Source organism: Rhizobium sp. AB2/73, from assembly GCF_020871915.1.
GTDB classification, from domain to species: domain Bacteria; phylum Pseudomonadota; class Alphaproteobacteria; order Rhizobiales; family Rhizobiaceae; genus Rhizobium; species Rhizobium dioscoreae.
In genome coordinates, this window is the sequence record NZ_CP067071.1 from 2,483,226 (window position 1) to 2,507,948 (window position 24,723).

The 24,723-nt window shown below is 59.9% G+C and carries 27 protein-coding genes and 1 tRNA gene; 19 read left to right on the forward strand and 9 right to left on the reverse strand.

Features of this window, described 5'->3' with window-relative positions:
• Positions 1–49: 49 nt before the first annotated feature.
• Positions 50–790, reverse strand: coding sequence for an SDR family oxidoreductase (locus I8E17_RS12295; RefSeq protein ID WP_069611784.1), 741 nt, complete (start codon positions 788–790; stop codon positions 50–52).
• A 121-nt stretch (positions 791–911) separates the two neighbouring features.
• On the opposite strand from I8E17_RS12295, the gene I8E17_RS12300 reads away from it, so the two are divergent.
• The 3 genes from I8E17_RS12300 to I8E17_RS12310 all read left to right on the forward strand — a co-directional run bounded on the left by I8E17_RS12300 (position 912) and on the right by I8E17_RS12310 (position 3,863).
• Complete coding sequence (locus tag I8E17_RS12300) at positions 912–1,823, forward strand: LysR family transcriptional regulator (protein ID WP_113366622.1); 912 nt, start codon at positions 912–914, stop codon at positions 1,821–1,823.
• Positions 1,824–1,962: 139 nt separating this feature from the next.
• Entirely contained in the window at positions 1,963–3,309 is a 1,347-nt protein-coding gene (locus I8E17_RS12305) for an LLM class flavin-dependent oxidoreductase (protein ID WP_069611786.1), read from the forward strand.
• Between the two features lie 11 nt (positions 3,310–3,320).
• Positions 3,321–3,863: a hypothetical protein gene (locus I8E17_RS12310; RefSeq protein WP_069611787.1), complete on the forward strand. Its 543-nt coding sequence runs from the start codon at positions 3,321–3,323 to the stop codon at positions 3,861–3,863.
• A gap of 168 nt (positions 3,864–4,031) precedes the next feature.
• On the opposite strand, the gene I8E17_RS12315 is transcribed toward I8E17_RS12310, so the two are convergent.
• The gene (locus I8E17_RS12315) at positions 4,032–4,460 is read right to left on the reverse strand and encodes an OsmC family protein (RefSeq protein ID WP_069611788.1); all 429 of its coding nucleotides are present in this window, start codon (positions 4,458–4,460) and stop codon (positions 4,032–4,034) included.
• Positions 4,461–4,611: 151 nt separating this feature from the next.
• Between I8E17_RS12315 and I8E17_RS12320 the strand changes: the two genes are divergently transcribed.
• A complete protein-coding gene (locus I8E17_RS12320) occupies positions 4,612–5,877 on the forward strand; it encodes a glycerate kinase (protein ID WP_069611789.1) in 1,266 nt (421 codons plus the stop codon).
• 17 nt (positions 5,878–5,894) lie between these two features.
• Here the strand turns inward: I8E17_RS12320 and I8E17_RS12325 are convergent, their stop codons facing one another.
• Positions 5,895–6,077, reverse strand: a complete 183-nt coding sequence (locus I8E17_RS12325) for a hypothetical protein (RefSeq protein WP_069611790.1) — start codon at positions 6,075–6,077, stop codon at positions 5,895–5,897.
• A gap of 276 nt (positions 6,078–6,353) precedes the next feature.
• Here I8E17_RS12325 and ggt point away from each other — a divergent pair, with 276 nt between their 5' ends.
• The 3 genes from ggt (at position 6,354) to I8E17_RS12340 (ending at position 11,585) form a co-directional block, all read left to right on the forward strand.
• Complete coding sequence (ggt, locus tag I8E17_RS12330; RefSeq protein WP_229002023.1) at positions 6,354–8,096, forward strand: gamma-glutamyltransferase; 1,743 nt, start codon at positions 6,354–6,356, stop codon at positions 8,094–8,096.
• Between the two features lie 353 nt (positions 8,097–8,449).
• The gene (locus I8E17_RS12335) at positions 8,450–9,904 is read left to right on the forward strand and encodes an MFS transporter (protein WP_069611791.1); all 1,455 of its coding nucleotides are present in this window, start codon (positions 8,450–8,452) and stop codon (positions 9,902–9,904) included.
• Positions 9,905–10,031: 127 nt separating this feature from the next.
• The gene (locus tag I8E17_RS12340) at positions 10,032–11,585 is read left to right on the forward strand and encodes a VOC family protein (RefSeq protein WP_069611792.1); all 1,554 of its coding nucleotides are present in this window, start codon (positions 10,032–10,034) and stop codon (positions 11,583–11,585) included.
• Between the two features lie 73 nt (positions 11,586–11,658).
• On the opposite strand, the gene I8E17_RS12345 is transcribed toward I8E17_RS12340, so the two are convergent.
• Together I8E17_RS12345 and I8E17_RS12350 are read right to left on the reverse strand one after the other, a co-directional pair.
• Positions 11,659–12,936, reverse strand: a complete 1,278-nt coding sequence (locus I8E17_RS12345; RefSeq protein ID WP_069611793.1) for an L-fuconate dehydratase — start codon at positions 12,934–12,936, stop codon at positions 11,659–11,661.
• 40 nt (positions 12,937–12,976) lie between these two features.
• Positions 12,977–14,137 carry a CaiB/BaiF CoA-transferase family protein gene (locus tag I8E17_RS12350; protein WP_069611794.1) on the reverse strand — a complete coding sequence of 387 codons (1,161 nt, stop codon included), beginning with the start codon at positions 14,135–14,137 and terminating at the stop codon, positions 12,977–12,979.
• Positions 14,138–14,376: 239 nt separating this feature from the next.
• On the opposite strand from I8E17_RS12350, the gene I8E17_RS12355 reads away from it, so the two are divergent.
• Positions 14,377–14,790: a carboxymuconolactone decarboxylase family protein gene (locus tag I8E17_RS12355; RefSeq protein WP_069611795.1), complete on the forward strand. Its 414-nt coding sequence runs from the start codon at positions 14,377–14,379 to the stop codon at positions 14,788–14,790.
• 56 nt (positions 14,791–14,846) lie between these two features.
• Here I8E17_RS12355 and I8E17_RS12360 read toward each other — a convergent pair whose 3' ends face one another.
• Complete coding sequence (locus I8E17_RS12360; protein ID WP_069611796.1) at positions 14,847–15,236, reverse strand: hypothetical protein; 390 nt, start codon at positions 15,234–15,236, stop codon at positions 14,847–14,849.
• A gap of 331 nt (positions 15,237–15,567) precedes the next feature.
• Here I8E17_RS12360 and I8E17_RS12365 point away from each other — a divergent pair, with 331 nt between their 5' ends.
• From I8E17_RS12365 to I8E17_RS12380, 4 genes are all read left to right on the forward strand, one after another.
• Complete coding sequence (locus I8E17_RS12365; protein ID WP_069611797.1) at positions 15,568–16,071, forward strand: cupin domain-containing protein; 504 nt, start codon at positions 15,568–15,570, stop codon at positions 16,069–16,071.
• A gap of 210 nt (positions 16,072–16,281) precedes the next feature.
• Positions 16,282–17,130 (forward strand): MetQ/NlpA family lipoprotein, encoded by an 849-nt coding sequence (locus I8E17_RS12370; RefSeq protein ID WP_069611798.1) that lies wholly within the window; start codon positions 16,282–16,284, stop codon positions 17,128–17,130.
• 368 nt (positions 17,131–17,498) lie between these two features.
• A complete protein-coding gene (locus I8E17_RS12375; RefSeq protein ID WP_069611799.1) occupies positions 17,499–18,581 on the forward strand; it encodes a methionine ABC transporter ATP-binding protein in 1,083 nt (360 codons plus the stop codon).
• Complete coding sequence (locus I8E17_RS12380; protein WP_069611800.1) at positions 18,571–19,227, forward strand: methionine ABC transporter permease; 657 nt, start codon at positions 18,571–18,573, stop codon at positions 19,225–19,227. The genes I8E17_RS12375 and I8E17_RS12380 overlap by 11 nt, the downstream gene beginning before the upstream one ends.
• A 62-nt stretch (positions 19,228–19,289) precedes the next feature.
• Here the strand turns inward: I8E17_RS12380 and I8E17_RS12385 are convergent, their stop codons facing one another.
• Together I8E17_RS12385 and I8E17_RS12390 are read right to left on the reverse strand one after the other, a co-directional pair.
• Positions 19,290–20,321: a hydroxyacid dehydrogenase gene (locus tag I8E17_RS12385; RefSeq protein ID WP_113366620.1), complete on the reverse strand. Its 1,032-nt coding sequence runs from the start codon at positions 20,319–20,321 to the stop codon at positions 19,290–19,292.
• A 54-nt stretch (positions 20,322–20,375) separates the two neighbouring features.
• Positions 20,376–21,071 carry a DNA-3-methyladenine glycosylase I gene (locus I8E17_RS12390; RefSeq protein WP_069611802.1) on the reverse strand — a complete coding sequence of 232 codons (696 nt, stop codon included), beginning with the start codon at positions 21,069–21,071 and terminating at the stop codon, positions 20,376–20,378.
• A gap of 254 nt (positions 21,072–21,325) precedes the next feature.
• On the opposite strand from I8E17_RS12390, the gene I8E17_RS12395 reads away from it, so the two are divergent.
• The 7 genes from I8E17_RS12395 to I8E17_RS12425 all read left to right on the forward strand — a co-directional run bounded on the left by I8E17_RS12395 (position 21,326) and on the right by I8E17_RS12425 (position 24,436).
• Complete coding sequence (locus I8E17_RS12395) at positions 21,326–21,586, forward strand: DUF982 domain-containing protein (protein ID WP_069611803.1); 261 nt, start codon at positions 21,326–21,328, stop codon at positions 21,584–21,586.
• 189 nt (positions 21,587–21,775) lie between these two features.
• Positions 21,776–22,033, forward strand: coding sequence for a DUF982 domain-containing protein (locus I8E17_RS12400; RefSeq protein WP_069611804.1), 258 nt, complete (start codon positions 21,776–21,778; stop codon positions 22,031–22,033).
• A gap of 340 nt (positions 22,034–22,373) precedes the next feature.
• Positions 22,374–22,583 carry a DUF982 domain-containing protein gene (locus I8E17_RS12405; RefSeq protein WP_174718628.1) on the forward strand — a complete coding sequence of 70 codons (210 nt, stop codon included), beginning with the start codon at positions 22,374–22,376 and terminating at the stop codon, positions 22,581–22,583.
• 121 nt (positions 22,584–22,704) lie between these two features.
• Complete coding sequence (locus tag I8E17_RS12410) at positions 22,705–22,956, forward strand: DUF6074 family protein (protein WP_069611806.1); 252 nt, start codon at positions 22,705–22,707, stop codon at positions 22,954–22,956.
• Between the two features lie 96 nt (positions 22,957–23,052).
• Entirely contained in the window at positions 23,053–23,472 is a 420-nt protein-coding gene (locus I8E17_RS12415; protein ID WP_069611807.1) for a hypothetical protein, read from the forward strand.
• A 287-nt stretch (positions 23,473–23,759) separates the two neighbouring features.
• Entirely contained in the window at positions 23,760–24,014 is a 255-nt protein-coding gene (locus I8E17_RS12420; RefSeq protein WP_069611808.1) for a PilZ domain-containing protein, read from the forward strand.
• A 212-nt stretch (positions 24,015–24,226) separates the two neighbouring features.
• Positions 24,227–24,436, forward strand: a complete 210-nt coding sequence (locus I8E17_RS12425; RefSeq protein WP_069611809.1) for a hypothetical protein — start codon at positions 24,227–24,229, stop codon at positions 24,434–24,436.
• Positions 24,437–24,531: 95 nt separating this feature from the next.
• Here the strand turns inward: I8E17_RS12425 and I8E17_RS12430 are convergent.
• Positions 24,532–24,608, reverse strand: a tRNA-Met gene (locus tag I8E17_RS12430).
• Positions 24,609–24,723 lie beyond the last annotated feature (115 nt).

Here is a 24,723-nt window from a genome sequence, read left to right on the forward strand (position 1 = left end):
TTGACGATGAAGTGGAGGACGGCAGGCATTATCCTGCCGCCAAGTTGGCTCAGATCATGCCGCCATTGGCGCGCAGCGTCTGGCCGTTGATCCAGCCGCCATCCGGGCCGACGAGGAAGGAAACAGCGGCGGCGATATCCTGAGGCGTGCCGAGGCGCTCCAGCGGGTTCATCTTAGCCATGCGGTCGATCAGCTCGTCGCTTTTGCCGTTCAAAAAGAGATCCGTCGCCGTCGGGCCGGGTGCGACCGCATTGACCGTGATCGAGCGGCCGCGCAGTTCCTTCGCCATGATGCCGGTCAGAAGCTCGACGCCGGCCTTCGTTGCGGCATAGACGCCGTAGGTTTCGAGCTTCAGGCCGACAATGCTGGTCGAGAAGTTGACGATGCGGCCGCCGTCACGCAGGCGCTTGCCGGCTTCGCGCAGCGTATTGAATGTGCCCTTGAGGTTGATGGCGATGTGGCGGTCGAAATGCGCGTCGTCCGCATCGGCGATCTTCGCAAGCTGCATGATGCCGGCATTGTTGACGAGGACATCGACACCGCCGAAGGCAGCTTCGGCTGCGTCGAACATGCGGCGCACGGCCTCTGCGTCGGAAACATCGGCTTTTGCGGTCAGCGCCTTGCCACCCTTTTCCTCGATCTTGCGGGCGAGTTCCTCGGCGGCTGCTTCGCTGCCGGAATAGTTGATGACGACGGTAAGACCATCCTCGGCCAGACGCTCTGCAATTGCGGCGCCGATGCCGCGCGACGCGCCGGTGATGATTGCTACCTTATTAGAATTGCTGCTCATTTTCCTCATCCTTCGTTGTCTTGCGCCGTAGCGCGTTTCGATGAGGAGAAGATGCCCCTTTTCAGACGGCGGATAATCGGCCAATAATCGGCATCACTATCCGAGAGTGGCGAACAAACATATGGACAGATTCGATGCCATGCGGGTGTTTTGCCGGGTCGTCGAGCGGCGCAGCTTCACGCTGGCCGCCGAAGACACAGGTCTGCCCCGCTCGACGGTGACGGATGCGATCAAACAGGTCGAAGCGCGTCTCGGCGTGCGCCTGCTGCAGCGCACGACGCGGCATGTCAGCCCGACACTCGACGGAGAAGCCTATTACCAGCGCTGCCTGCGCATCCTCTCCGATATCGAGGATGCGGAAGGCGCCTTTGCCGGGGCGAAGCCGAAGGGCGTTCTGCGCGTCGACGTACATGGAACGCTTGCGCGGCACTTCGTCCTGCCGAACCTGCCCTCCTTTCTCGAAACCTATCCCGATATCGAATTGCAGATCACCGAGGGCGACCGGTTCGTCGATCTCATCCGCGAGGGGATAGATTGCGTGCTGCGCGTCGGCACGCTGCAGGATAGCGACATGGTCGCCCGCCGCATCGCCATGCTGGAAGAAGTGACGCTTGCGGCACCTGCCTATGTCGAACGTTTCGGCATGCCCGCCCATCCGGAGAAGCTCGACGGCCACCGCATGGTCGGCTTCCGCTCCTCCGCAACCGGCGGATTGCTGCCGCTGGAATTCCAGATCGACGGCGCCGTGCGCGAAATCATCCTGCCTGCCACCATCTCCGTCAACGCTGCCGAGAGCTATTTCGCCGCGGCAAAGCTCGGCCTCGGCCTGATCCAGGTTCCGCGCTATCACGCCGAGGAAGCTCTACGATCGGGCGCACTGCTGCATGTCCTCCCGGACTATCCACCAACACGGACACCCGTCTCGATGCTCTATCCGCGTAGCCGCCAGCTTTCGCCGCGAGTTCGCGTCTTCATAGACTGGCTGGTCAAGGTTTTTGCCGGACAGAACAACCCCGAAGTCGCGACCGGATGAATATTCCGCGAAAGCGATCAAATAAATGAAATCGGCTCTTTGAATGCGCGGCCAGCACGCCTACGTCGTAGTGCATTACCCTACGGGCAATGCCGTCGCCACTTCATGACGGCCTGGCGATTTTCGAGAGAGAGAGCCGATGAGCGAACAGAAGCAATTGAAGCTCGGGGCATTCATGCGCCCCGTCAGCCTGCATACCGGTGCCTGGCGTTATCCCGGCGCCTATCCGGACGCCAACTTCAACTTCCAGCACATCAAGAGCTTCGCGCAGGAACTGGAGAAAGCGAAATTCGACGCCTTCTTCATGGCTGATCACCTCGCGGTCCTCAACATGCCGATCGAGGCTTTGAAGCGCAGCCAGACGGTTACCTCCTTCGAGCCCTTCACCCTGCTTTCGGCGCTGGCCGCCGTCACCGACAGGATCGGCCTCGTCGCCACGGCATCGACCACCTTCGACCTGCCCTATCACATCGCCCGCCGCTTCGCCTCGCTCGATCACATTAGCGGCGGCCGCGCCGGCTGGAATATCGTCACCACATCCAATCCCGATGCCGCACTGAACTTCGGCCTCGAAGAACATGTGGAACATGGCGAGCGCTACCATCGCGCCCGCGAATTCTACGATGTCGTCACCGGCCTCTGGGACAGCTTCGCCGACGACGCCTTCATCCGCGATCCCGAAAGCGGCATCTTCTTCGATCCCGAGCGGATGCATGTCCTCGGGCACAAGGGCGAAGAACTGAGCGTCCGCGGCCCGCTCAACATCGCTCGCCCGCCGCAGGGTTGGCCCGTCATTGTCCAGGCCGGACAATCGGATGCCGGCCGCCAGCTTGCCGCCGAAACGGCCGAAGCCGTCTTCGCAGCACCCCGAAACCTCGCCGACGGCAAGTCGATCTTCGCCGATATCAAGGGACGGATGAAGGCGATCGGCCGCAATCCGGATCATCTGAAGATCCTGCCCGCCGCCTTCATTGTCGTCGGCGATACGATTGAGGAGGCAAAAGCCAAGCGGGCAAAGCTCGATAGTCTCGTGCATTATGATAGCGCTATCGCATCCCTGTCGATCGCGTTGGGACACGATGCCTCCAAGTTCGATCCGGATGGCCCGCTGCCGGAAATTCCGGAGACCAATGCCAGCAAGAGCGGCCGCGAGCGTGTCATCGCCCTTGCCGAAGCCGAAAAGCTCACCGTGCGCCAGCTTGCTCAGCGCCTCGGCGGCTATGCCGGCCTCGCCTTCGTTGGCACGCCTGAGAGCATCGCCGACGAGATGGAGCAATGGCTGCACGAGGAAGGCTCTGACGGTTTCAACGTCGTCTTCCCCTTCCTGCCGCAAGGCCTGCTTGATGTGACCACGCGCGTCGTTCCAGAGCTGCAGCGCCGCGGCATCTTCCGTCGCGACTACGAAGGCACGACATTGCGCGAGCACCTCGGCCTGCCGCGCCCGGAAAACCGCTTCTTCAAGGCAACAGCCGAAGCCGCGCAGTAAGAGAAAATGACATGAGCCATATCACGCCGATCGATTACGAGACCGCTTCCGACGCAGTGCGCGCCGAGCACGATCGCGAAGTGCAGCTACGCGGCCGCATGACGAACATGAAGCGGACATTGCTGCACTCGCCGGTGGCGCATCGCATCTATGCGGAATGGTTTCCTTTGCGCGAAGAGTTGCGCCCGGCCCTGGACGACCGTGCCGTCTGGCTACTCTGCCATACCATCGCTCTGGAATGCCGCTCGATCATTCCGGTCGGCTTCTTCCGGCGCGCGCTGATCAATGCCGGCCTGACGCCGGAAACAATCGTACCGAGCGAAGACGAGGCGCTGCTGATCGAATTCGGCAAGGCGATCGTCAGGGATTCCAACGCCATTCCGGAGGGGATTTGGGATCGATTGAAGGCGCGCTACGACGAACCGACGCTCGCCAACCTCGTCGCCTTCGCCGGCATCATGATCGCGACGGCGATCTACAACAATGCCGTGAAAGTGGATATCGACCCTGAGCTTGGGCCTTACCTTGAAGGGTTTGAGTTTCCGGCGAAGTGACGAAATTGTCCCTCACCCTAGCCCTCTCCCCGCAGGCGGGGAGAGGGGATAACCTCTGTAACCTCGCCCCACTCAGCGGCAAAAGAGGGACGACTATGGTGCCGCTATCCCCTTCTACCCGTTAAAACGGGAGAACAGGCCCGACAGGGCGGATGAGGGGCTCGCACCCTACCCCGAAATCGTCGTCTCGAACTGCGGATTGCCGCGGATCGTGTTGCTCACCGTGCAAATCTCATCTTCGGCGGCATGCGCGATCGCGTTGCGCACCTCATCGCTGAAATCGCCCTTGATGGTGAAGGCGATATTGAACTTCTCCACGCGGGAGAGGCCTTCAGTCGCCTTCTCACCTGTGACGATGGCAGTGACTTCGGTGAGCTTGTCGAGCACGCCGAGACTGCTTGCCGCCATGCGGGCGCTCAAGACCAGGCAGGCCGAGAGCGACGAATAGAGCAGGTCGAGCGGATTGAAGCCAGGCTGCGACGGCGAGGTGACGATGTCGATTTCGCCGCCCGTCACCGAGGTCACATGCGGAAAGCCGGTGCGGCCGACCGTAGCGGTTGCGCCCGTCTGCCTCGTCTTCACTTTCAATTCGGCCATATCGAAAAATCCTTGAAATAAAAGCGTGAAACCCTTTCCTTCTAAATAGGGATTCGTCGCGCAAGACACAATTGCGGTTCCTGCCTCTTGCGTCTTTCCTCCAGTTAAGCCACCAAATGGTTACAAGCACATCGCAGACAGGCAGTTCGACATGACCGTTTCCGATCCCCGCGCCTTCCTGACCTCGCTGTTCGATGCAGCCGTGCGCGCCGCCGATCCGATGACCGGCATCCGTACGCATCTGCCCACCAAGCCGAAGGGCCGCACGATCGTCGTCGGGGCCGGCAAGGGATCTGCCCAGATGGCGGCCGCGCTGGAACAATGCTGGGAAGGTCCGCTGGAAGGTCTGGTGGTGACGCGATATGGCTTCTCGGCCCCCTGCCGCCAGATCGAGATCATCGAAGCAGCCCATCCTGTGCCGGATGAAGCGGGCCTCATTGCTTCTCGTCGGCTTCTTAAACTTGTTGAGGGCCTCACAAAAGACGATCTGGTAATCGCTCTGATATCAGGCGGCGGCTCGGCGTTGCTACCCTCCCCCGCTGGCGGCTTGAGCCTTGCCGATGAAATCGCAGTCAACAAGGCGCTTCTTGCCTCCGGCGCACCAATCTCTACGATGAATGTCATTCGCAAGCATCTGTCGACCATCAAGGGCGGCCGGCTGGCTGCCGCGGCCCATCCCGCCAAAGTCGTCTCGCTCGTCGTCTCGGACATTCCCGGCGACGACCCTGCCCTGGTGGCCTCCGGCCCGACCGTGCCCGGCGCCGGTACGCGCGCGGACGCGCTCGACCTCATCCGTCTCTACCGCATCGACCTACCACAGGCCGTTCTCGCCCATATCGAGAAGGGAGAAGCCGATGCGCCGCGCCCGGACGATCCGCGCTTTGCCGACAATGAAGTGCATCTCATCGCGTCCGCCGGCGTCTCTCTGGAAGCCGCTGCCGAGGTGGCGCGTGCCGCCGGCATCGAAGCGGCTATTCTCTCCGATGCCATCGAGGGCGAGGCCCGCGAAGCGGCCCACGTCCATGCCGCCATCGCCCGCGAAGTGCTTCACCGCCACCGCCCCTTTACGAAGCCAATCGTGCTACTCTCTGGCGGCGAAACCACGGTGACTTTGAAAGGCACGGGCAAGGGCGGACGAAATTCGGAATTCCTGCTGTCGCTCGCCATCGATATCGACGGCCACGCCGGCATTTACGCTATGGCCGCTGATACCGATGGCATTGACGGCAGCGAGGACAATGCCGGCGCCTTTGCCGATGCTGGTACAGTGGCGCGTTTGCGCAAGATTGGAATGGTGCCGGCCGAGATGCTGGCAAACAACGATGCCTGGACGGCGTTCAATGCGGTCGGCGATCTCTTCGTTCCCGGCCCCACGGGAACGAACGTCAACGACTTCCGCGCCATCCTGATCGCGTAACCACCGGAACGGCTGGCTTAGACAATCGCAGTACAATCGTCACAGCGCCAATAGGCGGCTGCCGTCGATGCCCATCGAAAGAAATGCCGGCTGCAATGGTCGCATTCGATTTCCACGACATGCGTCCTTTCGCCAACGATGAATGGCCTGCTCTTGATCCTGCGCTCGCTCTTCCATTGCTCGAGCCTCGTCACGGCCATGATTATCCTCCACGCAATACTCGCCTCGACAAGCAACAATCTAAAATAGATTCGACTAATAAAAGAATACTGCAAGTGCGAAGCGTTTTTCTGCGCGGCAGGAGGACCAAAATCATCCGTCGCAGTGCATGGAAGACATAGCTGATCGGATTCCGGCCCATGGTGGGATCCGCTCCATTAAAAAATTGTGACAGCGGATATCGCCATTTTCGCACGTGACACCATGTCATTCGTTGGCGATTTTCCATCAAGATAATAATGGGAGGCATACTCATCATGCGCCACTTCCGCCAGCGGGCGATTTCGTCGGTAACCCTGGTCACATTTGCTCTTTTTTCCGTCACCGCCAGAGCTGCCGCGCCGCCACCGGTCGAGGCGGAGCATGGCATGGTGGTCACCGCTCAACATCTCGCCACCGATGTCGGCGTCGAGGTGCTGAAGAACGGCGGCAATGCCGTCGATGCCGCTGTTGCAGTCGGCTATGCGCTGGCGGTGGTCTACCCGACCGCCGGCAACATCGGCGGCGGCGGCTTCATGAACATCCGCATGCGCGACGGCAAGACGACCTTTCTCGATTTTCGCGAACGCGCACCCCTGGCAGCGACCAAAGGCATGTATCTCGACGACAAGGGCAATATCGTCAAAGGCGCCAGCACGGATGGCTATCTCGCCGTGGGCGTCCCCGGCTCGGTCATGGGCTTCGAGACCGCCCGCGAGAAATACGGCACCAAGTCCCGCCAGGATCTGATCGCGCCGGCTATTCGCTATGCCAAGGAAGGCTTCACGCTGAACCAGGCCGACGCCGCCGAACTGAATGAGGGCAAGAAGTGGCTGTCGCGCGATCCGGCCACCGCCGCGATCTTCACCAAATCGGACGGCAAACCCTTCGCGACGGGCGACAAGCTGGTGCAGCCGGATCTCGCCAATGCCCTCTCAGGCATTTCCGATCAGGGGCCGGATGGCTTCTACAAGGGGCCGGTCGCCAACGCCATCGTCAAGGCAAGCCAGGACAAGGGCGGCATTCTCGCAAACCAGGATTTCGAACAATACAAGGTTCGCGAACTCGAGCCCGTGAAGTGCAATTATCGCGGCTATGAGATCATCTCCTCGCCGCCGCCCTCCTCCGGCGGCGTCATCATCTGCGAAATTCTGAATGTGCTCGAAGGCTATCCGCTCTCCTATACCGGTTATGCCTCGGCGGATACGGTCCATTACATGGTCGAAGCCATGCGCTACGCTTATGTCGACCGCAACTCGGCGCTCGGCGATCCCGATTTTGTCGATAACCCCGTCAGCAAGCTGCTTGATAAGGCCTATGCCCAGAAGATCCGCGACGGCATCTCCCCCTACAAGGCCGGCGTCTCCAAGGGTCTGATGCCGAAAGGCCTCGGTGAAAGCCACGAGACCACGCATTATTCGATCATCGACAATGACGGCAATGCCGTCGCCGTCACCTATACGCTGAACGGTTCCTTCGGCGCCGGCGTCGTTGCACCCGGAACGGGCATTCTCCTGAACAACGAGATGGACGACTTCACCTCCAAGCCCGGCGTACCCAACCTTTACGGCCTGGTGCAGGGCGAGGCCAATGCCATCCAGCCGAAGAAGACGCCGCTCTCCTCCATGAGCCCGACGATCGTCACCAAGGATGGCAAGCCCTTCATGGTGATCGGCAGCCCAGGCGGCTCGCGCATCATCACCATCACGCTGGAAGCGATCATCAACGTCATCGATTTCGGCATGAACATTCAGGAAGCCATTGACGCCCCGCGCATCCATCACCAATGGCTGCCGGATAAAGTCTACATGGAGCCGCGGGCACTTTCGCTCGATACGATCGAGCTTCTGACCGGCATGGGCTACACGGTTCAGGTCGACAATAGCTGGCCGATCTGGGGCCAGGCCGCCGGCATTCTCGTGGGCGGCAAGAGCCTCGGCGACATCGCCAAGGGCGGTGGCGCTCGCTACAACGGCGCCATGGACAGCCGCGCCGGCTCGGGACTGGCGGCCGGTTATTGATCGCGGCGCGCTCGCCGACTTAATGACTAAGGCCGGTGCCGCCCTGTTGGACACCGGCCTTTTCACATCCGCCCGCACACAGAAACGAGCACATTATCTTACGCGGAAAAACCAAGCGTGAGCATTTCGGCGTGATATCGCGCCTTTTCATTCACCTCACGTTCATTTGATGCCGTTTGCCCCTGCATGTGCATCATTTTTTTCATCCCATGAATGGGATTTGCGATTTCTGATATAGCAATCGCATGCAAGCAGGAGTATACAAACCGCCGTTCAAATAGGCCTTCGCGCCATGACCAGACTTGCGGTTCTGTCTTAGGACCCCACCGCACCATCGAGAGCGATCCCCGACAATGTCGGATCAGATATTCCAGGCCGCCCCCGTCAGGCGGGCCGCACCGAATTTTCGTGTAGTAGCGCTTATCGTAGCAAGCGCAATGTTCATGGAACAGCTTGACGCGACCGTGCTCGCAACAGCCCTTCCGACCATGGCGAGAGACTTCGGCGTCAGCGCGCCGGCCATGAGCATCTCGCTGACTTCATACCTTCTCAGCCTCGCGATCTTCATTCCCGCCAGCGGCGCGATTGCAGACCGCTTCGGGTCGCGCACCGTCTTCCGATCCGCCATCGCGGTCTTCGTCGTCGGCTCGCTTCTCTGCGCGCAGGCGCCGAACCTATTCTTCCTCGTGATTGCGCGCCTCCTTCAGGGTCTCGGCGGCGCTATGATGCTGCCCGTGGGTCGCCTCGTGCTGATGCGCAGCGTCGCCCGCAAGGATATGGTCAACGCCATGTCCTGGCTGCTGATCCCGGCGCTGGTCGGCCCCATTCTCGGCCCGCCGATCGGCGGCATGTTCGTCACCTATCTCGACTGGCGCTGGATCTTCTACATCAACGTGCCGATCGGCATCATCGGCTTCATACTGGTGACCATGTTCATCGAGGAGGTGAAAGGCCCGCGCACCGGCCGTTTCGATCTCTCAGGCTTCATCCTCTCGGGCATCTCGCTCGGCTCTCTGCTCTTCGGCTTTGAAATGTCGAGCCGCGAGGGCGAAGGCTATCTCGCGGTCTTCCTCATCTCCATCGGCCTGCTCTTCGGCATCGCCTATCTGCGCCATGCCCGCAAGCACCCCTCGCCGATCATGGATTTCTCCTTGATGAAGGTGCCGACATTCCGCACCTCGGTTATCGCCGGCTCGCTGACGCGCATCAGCCAGGGCGCCCATCCCTTCCTGATCCCGCTGATGCTGCAGCTCGGCTTTGGTCTTTCGGCCGCCGCTGCCGGCCAGATCGCCATTGCGACGGCACTCGGCTCCATGGCGATGAAGCCTTTTCAGGTTCGCATCCTGCGCACACTCGGCTTCCGCACCGCCCTTATCATCTTCGGCCTCATCGGCACGCTCGGCTATGGCATGTGCGCCATCTTCAAGCCGGATTGGCCGCTACCGGTCATTTTTGTGATCCTGTTCTTCTGCGGCTTCTTCATGTCGTTCCAGTTCACGGCCTACAACACGATCGCTTACGACGAGATCGAACGTGACCGCATGAGCATTGCCACGAGTTTCTACTCCACCTTCCAGCAGCTGATGCTGTCCCTCGGCATCTGCGTCGCCGCCCTTGCCCTGCATGGCTCGACGCAGTTCCTTGGCCACGCCAAGCCCGAGATGATCGACTTCTCCGTCGCCTTCATCGTCGTCACGGCCATTGCACTTCTCGCAGTCATCTGGAACGCCAGTTTCTCCCGCACCGCCGGCTCGGAAATCAGCGGTCACCGCCGCAGATCTCCGGAGGACAGCCTCGGCGAGCACTGATGCTCGCCGTCTGCCAAGCCAGGCAATAACCTATTTTGTGAACAGTGCCTCCACGGACGGTGCATTGCATTGAACAATGACGCCGGCCTAAATAGCACCAGAACGAAATAACGGTCTGGAGCATCCCATGGTCGCCGGCATCCACCACATCACGCTGATCACCCGCAAGGTCCAGGCGAATGTCGATTTCTACCTCGGCTTCCTCGGCCTGCGCCTCGTCAAGCGCACCGGCGGTTTCGAGGATGCTACGCAGCTTCATCTCCTCTATGGCGATGCCGTGGGTTCGCCCGGCTCGCTGATTACCTTTCTCGTGTGGGAGGACGGTTCTCCCGGCCGCGCGGGTGTCGGTCAGGTCGGCGAAATCTCGCTCGCCATCGATCCCGCCAGCATCGGCTTCTGGCTGACACGCGCCCTGAGCGCTGGTCTCAAGCCGGAGGGTCCCTCAGAGGAATTCGGTGAGCCTGTGCTTCGGCTGAAGGATCCGGATGGCGTCATCGTCAAACTGGTGGGAACCAATGCCCTGCAGGCGGCGGCTCCGTGGGCGAGCGACACTATTCCACAGGAACACGCGATTGCCCGCATCCGCGGTGCGACGCTATTCAGCGAAACGCCCGAGGAAACGCAAGCCATGCTGGTTGACCATTTCGACTACCGGCCGCTCGTTGCCACCGGGGCGATCAGCCGGCTCGTCTCGGAACCCGGCGATATCCTCGACATCCGCGATGCCCGTGGCTTCTGGGCAAGCGCCCCGGGGACGGGTACGGTCGATCACGTCGCCTTTCGCGCCGCCGACGATGCCGAATTGCAGTCGGTCCACACCGCCCTGCAGGCGATCGATTCCGGGCCGACGACGATGCATGACCGCAAATATTTCCGCTCGCTCTATGTCCGCGAACCTGGCCAGATCCTGTTCGAACTCGCCACGGATGCGCCTGGCATGTTGATCGACGAGGACGAAGCGACACTCGGCACACGCCTCTTCGCTCCCGGCGACAGTCCGAAGCTTCTGGCCGAGTTGAACGTGATCCTGCCGCAGTTCTCCATGCCCGGAGAGCCGCGCGTCATCTATCGCGACCTGCCCTTCATCCATCGCTTCTTCACACCCGATGAGCCGAACGGCAATGTCTTCATTCTGCTGCACGGTTCCGGCGCCAACGAAACGACAATGCTGCCGCTTGGTCACGAGATCGATCGCAATGCGACCCTGCTCAGCGTACGCGGCCGGGCGCTTGAAGAAGGTGCGCCACGCTGGTTCCGCCGCAACGGGCCGATGAGCTTCGATCAGGCCGACATCGCCAGCGAGGCCGAAGCCTTTGCTGCCTTCATCGAAGGCGCGATCCATGCCTACGGGCTAGATCCCGACCGCATCGTCTATATCGGCTATTCGAACGGCGCCAACCTGCTGAACGCCATGCTGTCGCTGCAACCGCATCTTATCCACCGCGCGGTGCTGCTGCGCTCCATGGCCGTACTCGAAAATCCGCCAGCAGCGGATATGTCGGATGCCGAGGTGCTGATAATCGCTGGGGAGAAGGATCTATACGGCCCATACGCCCAGCCGCTCGCCGAACGACTGCGTGACGGCGGCGCAAAGGTCGAACTTGCGACCGTTCCCGGCGGTCATGAGTTTGACGATGCCGATGTGCCGGTCATTCAGGAGTGGTTGAACGAGTCCGCCTGACGTGGATTTGCTAAACGTGAACGACAAAAGCCCGCCATTTGGCGGGCTTTTGCTTTGATGGATACAGCAGGAATCAACCCTTGAACGTATATTCCGCGATCGATTCCGGCTTCATCTCGATGGAGAAGCCTGGCAAGCTCGGCGGCATGTAGGCTGCATCGCGGATGATGCAAGGGTCGATGAAATGCTCGTGCAGGTGATCGACATATTCGATGACGCGGCCGTCCTTGGTGCCTGAGACGGCGATATAATCGATCATCGACAGATGCTGCACATATTCACACAGGCCGACGCCGCCGGCATGCGGCCAGACCGGCAATCCATACTTGGCGGCGATCAGCAGCACCGCCAGCACTTCATTCAGACCGCCCATGCGGCAGGAATCGATCTGCACGATATCGATCGCGCCCTCGGCGATGAACTGCTTGAACATGATGCGGTTCTGACACATCTCGCCCGTCGCGACCTTCACCGGGCCGATGGCCTGGCGGATCTTGCGGTGTCCAGCAACGTCATCCGGGCTTGTGGGTTCTTCGATGAAGAAGGGTTTGGCGAAGGCGAGCTTCTTCACCCAGTCGATCGCCTGATTGACTTCCCAGACCTGGTTGGCGTCAATCATGAGATAACGGTCGGGGCCGATCACTTCGCGGGCAATGGTCAGGCGGCGGATATCGTCTTCGAGATCGCGGCCGACCTTCATCTTCACATGGTTGAAACCTGCGTCGATCGCCTCCTGACACAGGCGGCGCAGCTTGGCATCGTCATAGCCGAGCCAGCCGGCTGACGTCGTGTAGCAGGCGTAGCCCTCGCGCTCGAGCGTGGCGATACGGCCGGCCTTGCCGGCCTCCGCCTTCTTCAGAATGGCGACGGCCTCGTCGCGGGTCAGCACATCGGTCAGGTAACGATAATCGACGATATCGGCGATCTGCTCGGCATCCATCTCCGAAACCAGCCGCCAGACCGGCTTGCCGGCCTCCTTGGCAAGCAGATCCCAGACGGCATTGACGACCGCGCCCGTCGCCAGATGCATCGCGCCCTTCTCCGGGCCGATCCAGCGCAGCTGACTGTCGCTGGTCAGATGTCGCCAGTATTTACCAGGGTTTTCCAGAACCGTCGCAAGTTCGGTACCGACGACCAGATGCCGCATCGCCTCGATCGCCATGCAGCAGATGTCGTTGCCACGGCCGATGGTGAAGGTCAGGCCGTGGCCGGCAAGACCCGGTCTATCGGTTTCGAGGATGACATAGGCTGCCGAATAATCCGGATCCGGATTCATCGCATCCGAACCGTCGAGGCTCTGCGATGTCGGGAAGCGCAAATCGAAAACGCGAAGATTGGTGATGCGCGTCATTGGAAAACTCCTTCTAAATCCATCGCGACCTCTCGACCCCTTAGCCAAGGTCGAACTCCTCCCAGAGTGCCGCATTATGCTCGCCAACGTGCGGGGCCGCACGCTCGAATTTCGGTCGCTGCCCATCGATACGGATAGGCGAGCGGGTGGTACGCAGGCTGACGCCATCATCGCGCCCGACCGTCTGCAGCATGTCAAGAACGCGAAAACCTTCACTGCCCAGAAGCTCCGGCCAGTTCAGCACTTTTGCGCACCAGATGTCGGCAGGTTCGAGGATCGCCAGCCAGTCGTCAACGTTGCGGCTGGCGATGCGCGCAGCGATCAGCGCCTTGATTTCATCGCGCGCCGTGAACCAGCTTTTCTCATGATCGCGATAGGCCGCAAGCTCGTCTATCCCGAGCAGATCGGCAAGTTTGGAAATCGGCGTCATAGCGATGGCGAGATAGCCGTCGGCGGCGGGATAGACGCCATAGGGGGCGGAAAGATAGGCATGGGCGCTACGAACATGGGAGCGCTCGGGCAGCTTATAGCCATTATTCATGTGAACGCTCAGCACCTCGACCTGCAGATCGACCAGGGCTTCCAGCAGGCTGGTCTCCACCAGTCCACCCTCGCCTGTCACGCCGCGCCGCACCAGCGCCGCCAGAATGCCCTGGGCGGCAGCCGCACCCGCCAGCATATCGCCGATCGCGAGACCAAAAGGCACCGGGCCCTGTCCCTCGTCGCCGTTCAGCCACATGACGCCGGAACGCGATTGCGCCAGAAGATCCTGCCCCGGCCGCCCGACCCATGGTCCCTCTTCGCCATAGCCGCTGATCGAGCAATAGATGAGACGCGGATTGAGCTTGCTTGCGGCCTCGTAATCCAGCCCCAGCCGCTCGATCACGCCGGGGCGAAAGTTCTGAATAAGCACATCGGCCTTGGAGATCAGCTTGCGCAGCGCGCTCATATCGCGCTCGTTTTTCAGATCGACCGCCAGGCTTTCCTTGGAGCGGTTGATCGCATGGAAGATCGTCGAATCACCGCTTTCATCGTCGCTGAGATAAAGCCCGCGCGAAAGATCGCCGCCACCGGGACGCTCGATCTTGATCACCCTGGCACCGAGATCCATCAGCCGCAGCGAACAATAGGGACCCGACAGAAACTGGCTCATGTCGACGACGACAAGTCCGGCCAGCGGCAAGTCCCTCTTCAGTGTCATTGATATTCCCGCTCCCCGACATCACCCCGGCCCAAAGCGCCTCTCCGCCTTGAGGATTATCCTCGTCACCGGTTCCTGCGCCGGCCTCAATCTTCTTATGTGAATAGTATTTTCACATATGGATGATTTTTGCAAACGAAAAGAAGGGAGAATAATGGGAGCTTCCCGCGCCCATGTCGTCAGGAAATAGATTATGGTTCCACATAATGAGAGCTGATGAAATGAAAGGGAGATAAGGAATGGCGACGGTCAACTTACTCGACGATGCGGAAGCCGAGGCAATCCCGGCGGTCAAGGCTGTGTTCGACGACATTCGCGCGGTGAGAAAATCCGATTTCGTCAATAATTTCTGGCGCGGCCTCGCCAATGATCCTGCATTGCTTAAACGCACCTGGGAGGGCCTGAAAGCGGTCATGGTGGCGGACGGCGCACTTGATCCGCTCGTGCGCGAGATGATCTACATAGCCGTCTCGACGGCCAACGGCTGCACCTATTGCGTCCATTCGCATACCGCAGCCGCCAGAGCAAAGGGCATGACTGACGCCCAGCATGGGGAACTGTTGGCGGTTATCGGACTTGCGGGACAGACCAATCATCTCGTGACGGCGATGCAGATCCCCGTCGATCCGGAATTCGATGCCGGCAACCGATGACGAGCAAAAGGCCCGCGGGCACACGCCGGCGGGCCTTCCATAAACAATCTTCGCTGTCAGCGATCCGACGTTTCCGCCGCCTGGGTATCTGCCGCAATGGCAGCGACGTTGACGCCGTTGTTCACGACCAGCAATCTTTTGCGAACCAGAACGCCCATCACGCGGGCGGCCGTCGAAAAGGTCATCGTGTCGAGCGGACCCTCGCCCTCCCAAGGCTTGGTCAGCCGCTCGGTCACGGCCGAGACGATATTGTTGGGCACGATATCAGTGCATTCGCGCATAGCTTCAAACACGACGCTAATGGGATGGATACGTCCCTCGAACGTCACGATCGGTTCGGTTACTTCGCTGTCCCATTCCTCGAAGGCATATAGCGCTTCGCGGAAGAGCTGCTGCAGGGTAATCGGGGCATGACCCTCATGAAGGGGCGGCAAGGCATTCGACATGTCTGTCTCCTTTCAATTGGAAGTCCGGCGCATATATGAAAGTGGATGGTCTCTCCTCCGAGACCCAAGCGCTGCTTCATCAGCTTGGCGCGCCGGAAAAACGGGGCGTGGCGCGGCAAACCATTTCGTGACCGGCGCAACGCGGGACGCACACGAAATGTTCCCACCGGTCATTTAACTTGATCAAGTCTATAGATTAATCTCGACTTGAAAAGCCTCTTTAAGAATTTTCTGTAATTCTCTTTATTTTTGAATAGCTTCGCGTAGTATGAAATTGCCATGTGCCGCCGAAAGGCGCGCGAATCTCCCTCCTAAGAGCAAAGGGAACGCCATGTGTGGCGATCATGAACATCAGCATCACGACGGGCACGATCACGACCATCAGCCCATCGATTGGCGCGAACACGGCATCAAGATCATTCCCGGCAATGCGCTCGATCCGAATACCGCACAAACCCCCGGCATGAACCGCGCGACTGCGATCAATCATGCGCGTGCAGGCGCTGAAAAGATCTGGGCAGGAACCGTGACGATCCACGCCAATGCCAAGACGGGCGCCCATCATCACGGCGATCTCGAAAGCATCATCTATGTCGTCAAAGGCAAGGCACGGATGCGCTGGGGTGAAAACCTCGAATTCGTTGCCGAAGCCGGTCCCGGCGATTTCATCTTCGTCCCGCCTTATGTACCGCACCAGGAGATCAACGCCAGCCGCGATGAGACGCTGGAATGCGTGTTGGTCCGCTCCGGCCAGGAGCCGGTGGTCGTCAATCTCGATATCGAGCCGGTGGAAAAGCCGGAAGAGGTCCTCTGGAAAGATCCAATTCACCGCTGAAATGATTAAAATATAAGCAAATGCCTGCTTGCCGCATAAATAGTCTATTGCATTTATAGAAAATTAGTTTGCGCTTTTGCGCTGCACTGAAAAGAGTTTTCAGAACCGCAATGCACAACGCATGATCCTGCTTCGCGGACTGAGCACGCGTCTGAAATGATCCTGCTGTCAACGAGAGAACGATCTCGATCATCTGGAACAGGATTTCCCATGACTGAAAAGCTTTCTAGAGGTTTCGACGCGCTGCGCCTTTCCCGCCGCGCCGGCCTTGCCGCCATCCTCGCTTCCGCTGTCGCCGTCTTCGGCTTGACGGCTACCGCACCACGGGCCTTGGCCGCCGACAAGACGATCAAGGTCGGCATCATGAGTGGTGAGGATGAGGATGTCTGGCGCGTCGTGGTCGCCGAGGCCGCCAAGAAGGGCCTTAAGGTCGAGCCGGTCGTCTTCAACGATTATACCCAGCCCAACGAAGCACTCGAGCGCGGCGAAATCGACGCCAACGCCTTTCAGCACAAGCCCTACCTCGACAACCAGATTAAGCAGCACGGCTATCACATCGCGATTGCCGGCTACACGGGCATCTGGCCGATCGGCCTCTACACGAAGAAGTACAAGACGGTAGCCGACCTTCCGAAGGGTGCTGCCATCGGGGTCCCGAACGATCCGTCCAACGAAGGCCGCGCACTGCTCGTTCTGCAGCATGAGGGCATCATCAAGCTCAAGGAAGGCACCGGCATCCTCGCCACGGTTGCCGATATCGCTGAAAACCCGAAGGACGTCGACATCAAGGAACTGGATGCCGGCATCGTCGGCCGTTCGATCGATGATCTCGATGCAGCCGTCGTCAACACCGACTGGGCACTGAAAGCAGGGCTCTCGGCGAAAGACCGCATCGCGCAGGAGCAGACCGAAAACAATCCGTACCGCAACTTCATCGCCGTCAAGCAGGGCAGCGAGAATGAAGCCTGGGTCAAGACGCTTGTCGCCTCCTATCAGAACGACACCGTCAAGGCCGAGTTCGACAAGGTCTACAAGGGCACCGGTCAGAGCGCTTATTGATCTCAGAACGGCGCGGGGGACAGCGCTGAACGGCGGGCGGCCGGGGCATCTTGCCCGGGCCGCCTTTGATGTTTTCCCCGGCAGGATGCGATGAAGTGTAACTGAAATTGGCCGAGAAGTTCGTGGAGAGTGTGCACCCCCCTCTGTCCCTTTCGGGACATCTCCCCCACAAGGCGGGAGATTGGTAATATTTGGCAAGCCATTGCCAGAAACACGCATCGCATCTGCTGACACATTGCCGATTGTTCTGCTAAGCGCGCAACAAACTCCCAACGATCTCCCCCGGTGGGGGAGATGTCACGAAGTGACAGAGGGGGTACAATGGCCTCAACGAACTCGGAGGCCGCTTTTATACAAAGAGAAGCACTATGAATTCTTTCACCCCAGCCACATCGATCGACGGACAGGCGCCGCCTGAAGCGACAGGCGACGAGATCGTCCGCCTGGTCGATGTCCGCCGCCGGTTCGGCGCGACGCCAGCGCTGGATGGTATATCGCTGACCGCACGCCGCGGCGAAATCGTCGGCATCATCGGCCGCAGCGGTGCCGGCAAATCGACGCTGATCCGCTGCCTGAACGGGCTGGAGCGTGTCGATAGCGGCGAGATCCACATCGAGGGCCGCGATATCGCCCGCCTTTCAGAGAAGGAACTGCAACCGCTGCGGCGCCGCATCGGCATGGTCTTCCAGCATTTCAACCTGCTGTCCTCCAGGACGGTCGAGGAAAACATCGCACTGCCGCTGAAAATCGAGGGCATCGCCAAGGCGGAACGATTACAGCGTGCCCGCGAGCTGCTGGAGCTCGTTGGCCTTGCCGACAAGGCCAAGGCCTACCCGTCCGCGCTGTCCGGCGGCCAGAAGCAGCGCGTCGGCATTGCCCGCGCCCTCGCCGCCCGGCCCGCAATTCTGCTGTCGGACGAAGCCACATCGGCGCTCGACCCGGAAACAACCCGATCCATTCTGGCATTGTTGAAGGACATCAACCGCAAGCTCGGCCTGACGATCCTGCTCATCACCCACGAGATGGAAGTGATCCGTTCGATCGCCGATCGCGTCGCGGTCATCGATGCCGGCCGGATTGTCGAGGAGGGCTCGGTATGGACGGTTTTCGCCAATCCCCAGCAGAACATCACCGCCAGCCTGCTCAGCGGCGCGCGTCCGCAGCTTCCAGACCATATTGCCGCCCGCCTTTCCCCGACATCCGGTGCCGAAGCCATCCTCAGCGTCGATCTTGCCGGCCCTGCCGCGCAGGGTGCACTCTTTGCCGAACTTTCGGCCGCTCTTCCCCGCTCCTTCCGGCTGGTCCATGGCGGCATCGACCATATCCAGAACCAGCCCGTTGCCCGCTTCTTCGTCGCGGTGCCGACGCGCGACGCGACCTTGCCGACCCAAGTCAGTGATTTCTTGAAAGCCCGCTCCGCACGGGTGGAGGTTCTAGGCTATGACAACTGATGTAATCCTCGGTCTGCTTTGGCGCTCCTTCTGGCAAACCGTCTGGATGACGGGCGCCTCCGGCTTTCTTTCTCTCATCATCGGCCTGCCGCTCGGCCTTGCTCTCGTCGCCACCAGCCGCGGCGGCATCGCCGAACAGGGCGCGATCAACCGCGTCCTGGGCATCCTGGTCGACGGCTTCCGCGCCGTGCCCTTCATCATCCTGCTCATCGCCCTGATCCCGCTGACGCGCCTGATCGTCGGAACCGCGCTCGGCACGACAGCCGCGATCGTGCCGTTGACCATCGCCGCGATCCCTTATTACGCGCGCGTCGCAGAGGTCTCGCTGCGCGACGTCGATCGCGGCCTGATCGACGCCGTGCGCGCCATGGGCGGCAATCGCTGGACGATCGTCCGCGAAGTGCTGATACCGGAAGCGATGCCCGGCATCGTCGCCGGCTTCACCGTGACCATGGTCACACTGATCGGCGCTTCTGCCATGGCCGGCACAATCGGCGGCGGCGGCCTCGGTGATCTTGCCATCCGCTATGGCTATCAACGCTACGAGACGAGCGTCATGATCGCCGTCGTCATCATCCTGATCATTCTGGTCTGGGGCATGCAATGGCTGGGCGATCGCCTCGCCAATCGGCTCGATCGCCGCTAGCTCCGTCGATACAAATTCACTCCCGGTACAGAGAAACATTGCCCGGGAGTGAAGACGAAAGATCAGTTGCGCGTCACCGGCTTCGAGCGCATGCGCGACACGGTCTCCCGCTCGGCGCGCTTGCAGCGCATCGGCGGCAGGCCGCGATCCATCAGATCCATATCCTCCAGCACCATGTCGCCCATCTTCTTGAAGGCGCTGTCGAGCGCACCGGCGCGGTGGGCTGAGCGGAGGAAGCCCTTGAGCTTGCGTACCGGGTGATCGGAGCCGAGCGGCTCCTCGGGGTAGACATCGCTTGCCGCCACGATATGGCCCGAGGCGACAGCCGCCATCAGTGCATCGAAATCGACGACATCGGCTCGGCTGAGCAGAATGAAGGCCGCTCCCTCGCGCATTTTCGCAAAAGCTTCTGCCCCGAGAAACCCCCTGTTCTCGCTGGTGACGGATGCGACCACGAAGACGAAATCGCTGTTGGACAACACCTCATCGAGCCCAGCGGGCTGCAAGCCGTGCTCCTTGAGGATCGACGGCGGCATCCAGGGATCGAACACCCTGATATTGGCGCGGAAGCCGGAAAGCACGCGATTCAGCGCCTTGCCGAGATCACCGAAGCCGACAATGCCGATATCGCTGCCGGCAACGAGCCGCGCCTTCGCATTGCCATCGCCACCCCAGAGTTCTCTGCCCTCGCGGAAATCGACATCGGCATCGACGATCCCGCGCGCCAGGCTCAGAGCAAACCCAAGGCCGATCTCGGCGACCGGCTCGGCAAAAACGAAGCCAGTGGTCACGACGTGGATGCCGCGCTCGAAAAGCACTTCATAGGGCATGTTGTTGATGAGATTGCTCTCGACATTCAGGATACAGCGCAGTTGCGGCATGCGATCCAGCGTTTCCCTCGATAGCGGCGGCTGGCCGATGATGTAGCGCGCCTCAGCCAGCACCTCGTCGCCCAGTCCGGCGATATCGTCCGGATCCGCCTCGACGATGCGATATTTCGAATGAAGGAGCGACAGTGCATCCTTGGTGAAGATAAGCTCGAGCGAGCGCGGCTGTGGCGCGCTGATGGCCAAGGGTCTGCTATCGTTCGTCATTCTGCTCCTCCAATCTCGCGACGCGATCCAACATCATTCGATACATGAGATCAATCAGGCCTCGTCCTCTTCTCCCGGCATTCCGACGGAGAAGGCGCAGATGCGTGAGAGATGGGTGAGCGGCAGACCCGTCTCTGCGTGCCAGGCGTTGAACTGATCCTGGATTAGCCGAAGATCCTTCTTGGCGGGTTTATTTTCAGAGATAGGGAGGCCGGAAAGCCGCAAGCAGACGAGAACGTCATGACTCATGACGAAGCTGTCGCGGCCGATTGCCCGCAGGAGATACTGCCCGGTCATGCCGCCGAGCCGGTTCGCCCGCTTGTCCAGGAGAGCAAGCAGACCGATCTGATCCTCCAGCGGCCAATCGGCGAAGAAACGGCCGGCGCTGCCGTGCTCATCTGCAATCGCGCGGACGAACTGTGCATTGGCCCGCACCGACATGATCTTGGCGCCGTTGCGGATCACCCGTGCGTCCGAGGTCAGATCATGCCAGTAATCATCCGGCGCCAGATTGAGAAAGGCGGGGTCGAAGCCGGAGAATGCCGTTTCGAAACCAGCCCATTTCGAATCGATGACGTTGCGCACGAAACCTGCATAGAAGATGTAGCGCGTCATCTCCGACAAGATCCGATCATCGGGCAGAGCACGCAGCACCTCATGGTTCGGCGCCTTGGGCATCAGCGCCCTTAACCCGTCGGCGCCTCCCTTGCGCTTCTCGGCCCGCTCCCTGATCTCGGCAAAGCTTCCCATCACCCTCTCCCGTCCGCCACGCTGTACGGCAAGTCTTTTATGATCTCATCGCCCAGCGCAAGTAATCTCCGTGCAATGATTTGCTGTGAAAAACACGACATCGAAAGTTATGACTCGAAAGTTGATCACGCCGACATTCGAATTGATTTCCCGACGATTGAAACAGTTCCGAACTGCTCCAGATATCGTCTTGAAACTAACTTGGGATTTCGCGCACCGTAGCGTTAGGCGGCGTTGGATCGGAGCCTCCTGCCATGAACAATAAAGACTGGAATTATCCCATCATGGTCATCTGCAAGCGCACCGGAAAAGTCTATACGGTCGCGAACACGAAGGAAGCGCTGGACATGCTGCTGAACGCATGGCCTGTCGCAGAGGGCAAGGCTTTCATGATGGCTCTGCAGGTCTGTGCCGACGTCGAAAGAGGCCAGGGAAAACCGCTGGAAGCCCGCAACAGCTTTGTCGCTGCAGCATCGGAGGCTGGCGTCCCCCTTGAGATGCCGGTCATTCAGTAGGAATTGCTACCCTGTTTCGAGACCTGCTGCGCACCGTTTTCGCAAGGCTTGATTTGCGTATAGTCCGGTAGGCTGCCCCACGTCGGCGCCGCACCGCTCTTGCAGAAATGGTGCGGACCGATTTTCCGGAAATTGCGAAACTTTTTGCCGTGGCGGGAGTTTCACTCGCAATGTCGGAGCATCATCGAAATGAAAATGACCTTTAGGGCCGGCGCAATCCGCTGGCCTGAGCCCGTATATCTGCGCATCGGCCATGGCATGCCGGAAGCAATTCGAAGCCCAAAGGAAGCCCACAATCATCTTCTTTTCCGCTGGCCGACCGTCAGAGGCGAAAAATACGACTCGGCCAGGAGCCTTTGCCTTGAAGCCGAGACCGACCCCTTTCTTTGCGAGTACGCCAGGAAGGTATTCATCGAGGCCTGCATCGAAGCCGGCGTGCTCGATTAGATTGCGATACTAAACCTGCTGCCGATCCTTGTTTGAGTACGCAAGCTTCCGTGCTCTGCATGCGGTGCGATATCTCGGCACAGGGCCGTCGGCCACCGCGCGTGCATGACAAGCTCCCCCAGACTCATCCAGTTCTGCGGGAAATGCCGCATCCACAATCAATACGGGAATCTGCGGAGTGAATTTGCAGGCAGCAAGAAGCGGAACCTGTTTCACTGACATCGGCCGGAAGCGTCCGAATCGGAACGCTTCTTGCTCTGTTACCGAAGCATGAACGTTTCGGAGGTAATGCGTTTTGAAACGAAACACTTTACGACCATTTCCAGCTGTCACGCTTGTCATGGGTGAGAATGGCGGAACCCGCCGCGTCAATTCGGTACATCAGGTTGCAGAGCTGCTGCTGGAACATTGGCCGGTGGCAAATGGCGAAGACTATGTCGCAGCGGTACGGATCTGCCTCGAAGCGATGCTTGGCGCCGTCCCTGCCGAAGCCGTAAGAGAGGCCCTGATCAAGGCTGCTCGGGAAGCAGGCATATCCGTAATGCAGTGAATCACCCATCCTTCCCGCGCCACGCGGGATCTCTCTGACATTATTCACTTTTTATGAACGAGTGCCGGCGATCTTTGCCAACAGAGGCAGGCGATTCGCCCCTGCCGATGACGGAGAGAATATGTCGCTTCTACCATTCCCGGCCGACAGGCGTACCAGTGATGTCAGGCGGTGTGCCACAGCCCTTCAGCAGCTACATGGTGAGGCGGCAAACCGCTTCTGGCGCTCGGAAATGGCACTCTTTGCCAATGCCTTGCGCGAACAGGGAGTGGAAGACGGCGAAATCTCGCGGCAAGCCGGCCTCTTCATGCATGCGGTCCAGATGGAACTGCAGCTTGCCTATGCCGAAGAGGAACTGAACGCCTCGGCCTGACGGCGTTAGAGTCTCTCCGCTTCGCTGAATCGCAAGAACGCTTTATCTCTTTTTTCCCAGTTCCGGACGGAAAACCGCTACGCAGTTTTCCCAGAGTTGCTCTATTTCGGCAATCTGCAAAAAGCGATGGATTTGTCGCCGCTGGTCGGCGACTTGATCTGCACGGTCCATTCTCCCCCGGGGAAATGGAGCCCCTTTGACGAAACCACGCCGGTAATCTGCGCGCAGGCCTTTCTGGCATCGGCGCTCGGCACGTCTATGGTCGCCATGACGGCGTACCTCCGGCTGGAAACCTGGCACGGCGCGGTAAACAAGCCGGTATTGTCGATCATCTTGCAGACCCGGAACGCATTGCTCACGGCATCGTCTGCAGCCATCGCGGAATTGGCGATCACCAGCATGGTGGCCGCTGCCAAAAACAATCTCATTGAAAATCCCGATCCCCTATGGCGGCACGGTGCCAGAGCGTGTTTCGTCTTGCAAGAGATGTTGCATGGATTTCCATTGGCCGTTTGAAAATACAACGCAATTGACGGCAACTTGTTCGCCGGTGGCTGCTTTCATCCGACACCGCTGAGATATTCCGCTTGCCATCAAGCCGGAGAGACAGGCTCTCGAAGATTCGGCGGTGCCGATGCGCCGGACTAGGCCCGCCCCCCGTCCAGCTGGCATCTTGCCCATGCCCGCCACTCCCCTTCGCTGCATCTGGCGGCGGGAAGCGCTCAATTTGCGACTTTCCGTTAATATCTTCGATATTAGAACATGCCATATTAGTGAAAAATGGGACTGAAGGAGCCAGCGCGATGACGGCATTCACATCCGAAGGCCGGGTAGCCACCCGAAAGCGAACGCTTCTCGGCGCGAAAATCATATTTAACGACGGCCACTCGGTCTTCGATTGCCTCGTCCGAAATCTGTCCGATAGCGGCGCCATGATCCAAATCGAAAACCCACTCGCCGCACCAAACGCGTTCAAACTGCAACTTTCGGACGAGAGATTATTGGCCTGCGCAGTGCGCTGGCGAAAAATCAACAGCATGGGCGTCGAATTTGTGTGAGGCCGTCCCTCGCCGGCGAATGCCTATGGCCGCCTTGCAAAACATAGGTACCGGAAGAGCTATCAGCCAAACCTGATCGATATGGAATTGCCGGCAATATCCCGGATCGCAGTTGCCGCCCTGCCGATCAGGTTCGCCCGGAACAAATAAGCCGCAGCCTGCATTCCCAAACATATGGCGCTCTGCCGAATTGGTTTGTAAAGGAGACGGCTATGAACCAAGACACTATCGATCGGCTCGATACCATCAGCCAGCAGCTTCATGATCGAGCTCTTGCTCTGGCCCAGTCGCAATCCCAGGAAGGCCAAGACCATGCCCTCATGATGTCGGCACTGGCAACCTTGGCAGCGGCAGTACGAACCTTGGATGACGACGTCGCTCGTCTCGATGGCCCCAAGGGGATTGGCGCGGCCGGTTCTTGAATTCAGCCCTTTCAAATGTCGAAAGGGTTTAGCTTTCGCGCCCATAACAAACGAGCGCTTTCTTGGGCAGCCGTGCAGAACCATCGGGGGACGTATGGTAGCGGAGGAGGGATTTGAACCCCCGACACAAGGATTATGATTCCTCTGCTCTGACCTACTGAGCTACTCCGCCACGCTGCGCTTGATGTCCAACACCAAACACAAAGGTCAAACGAACCGCCGCTCGAAAAGCGCTGGCTCGTCGGTTGAGCGGCTTATAAAGTGCGGCTCGGCTTGGTGTCAAGCGG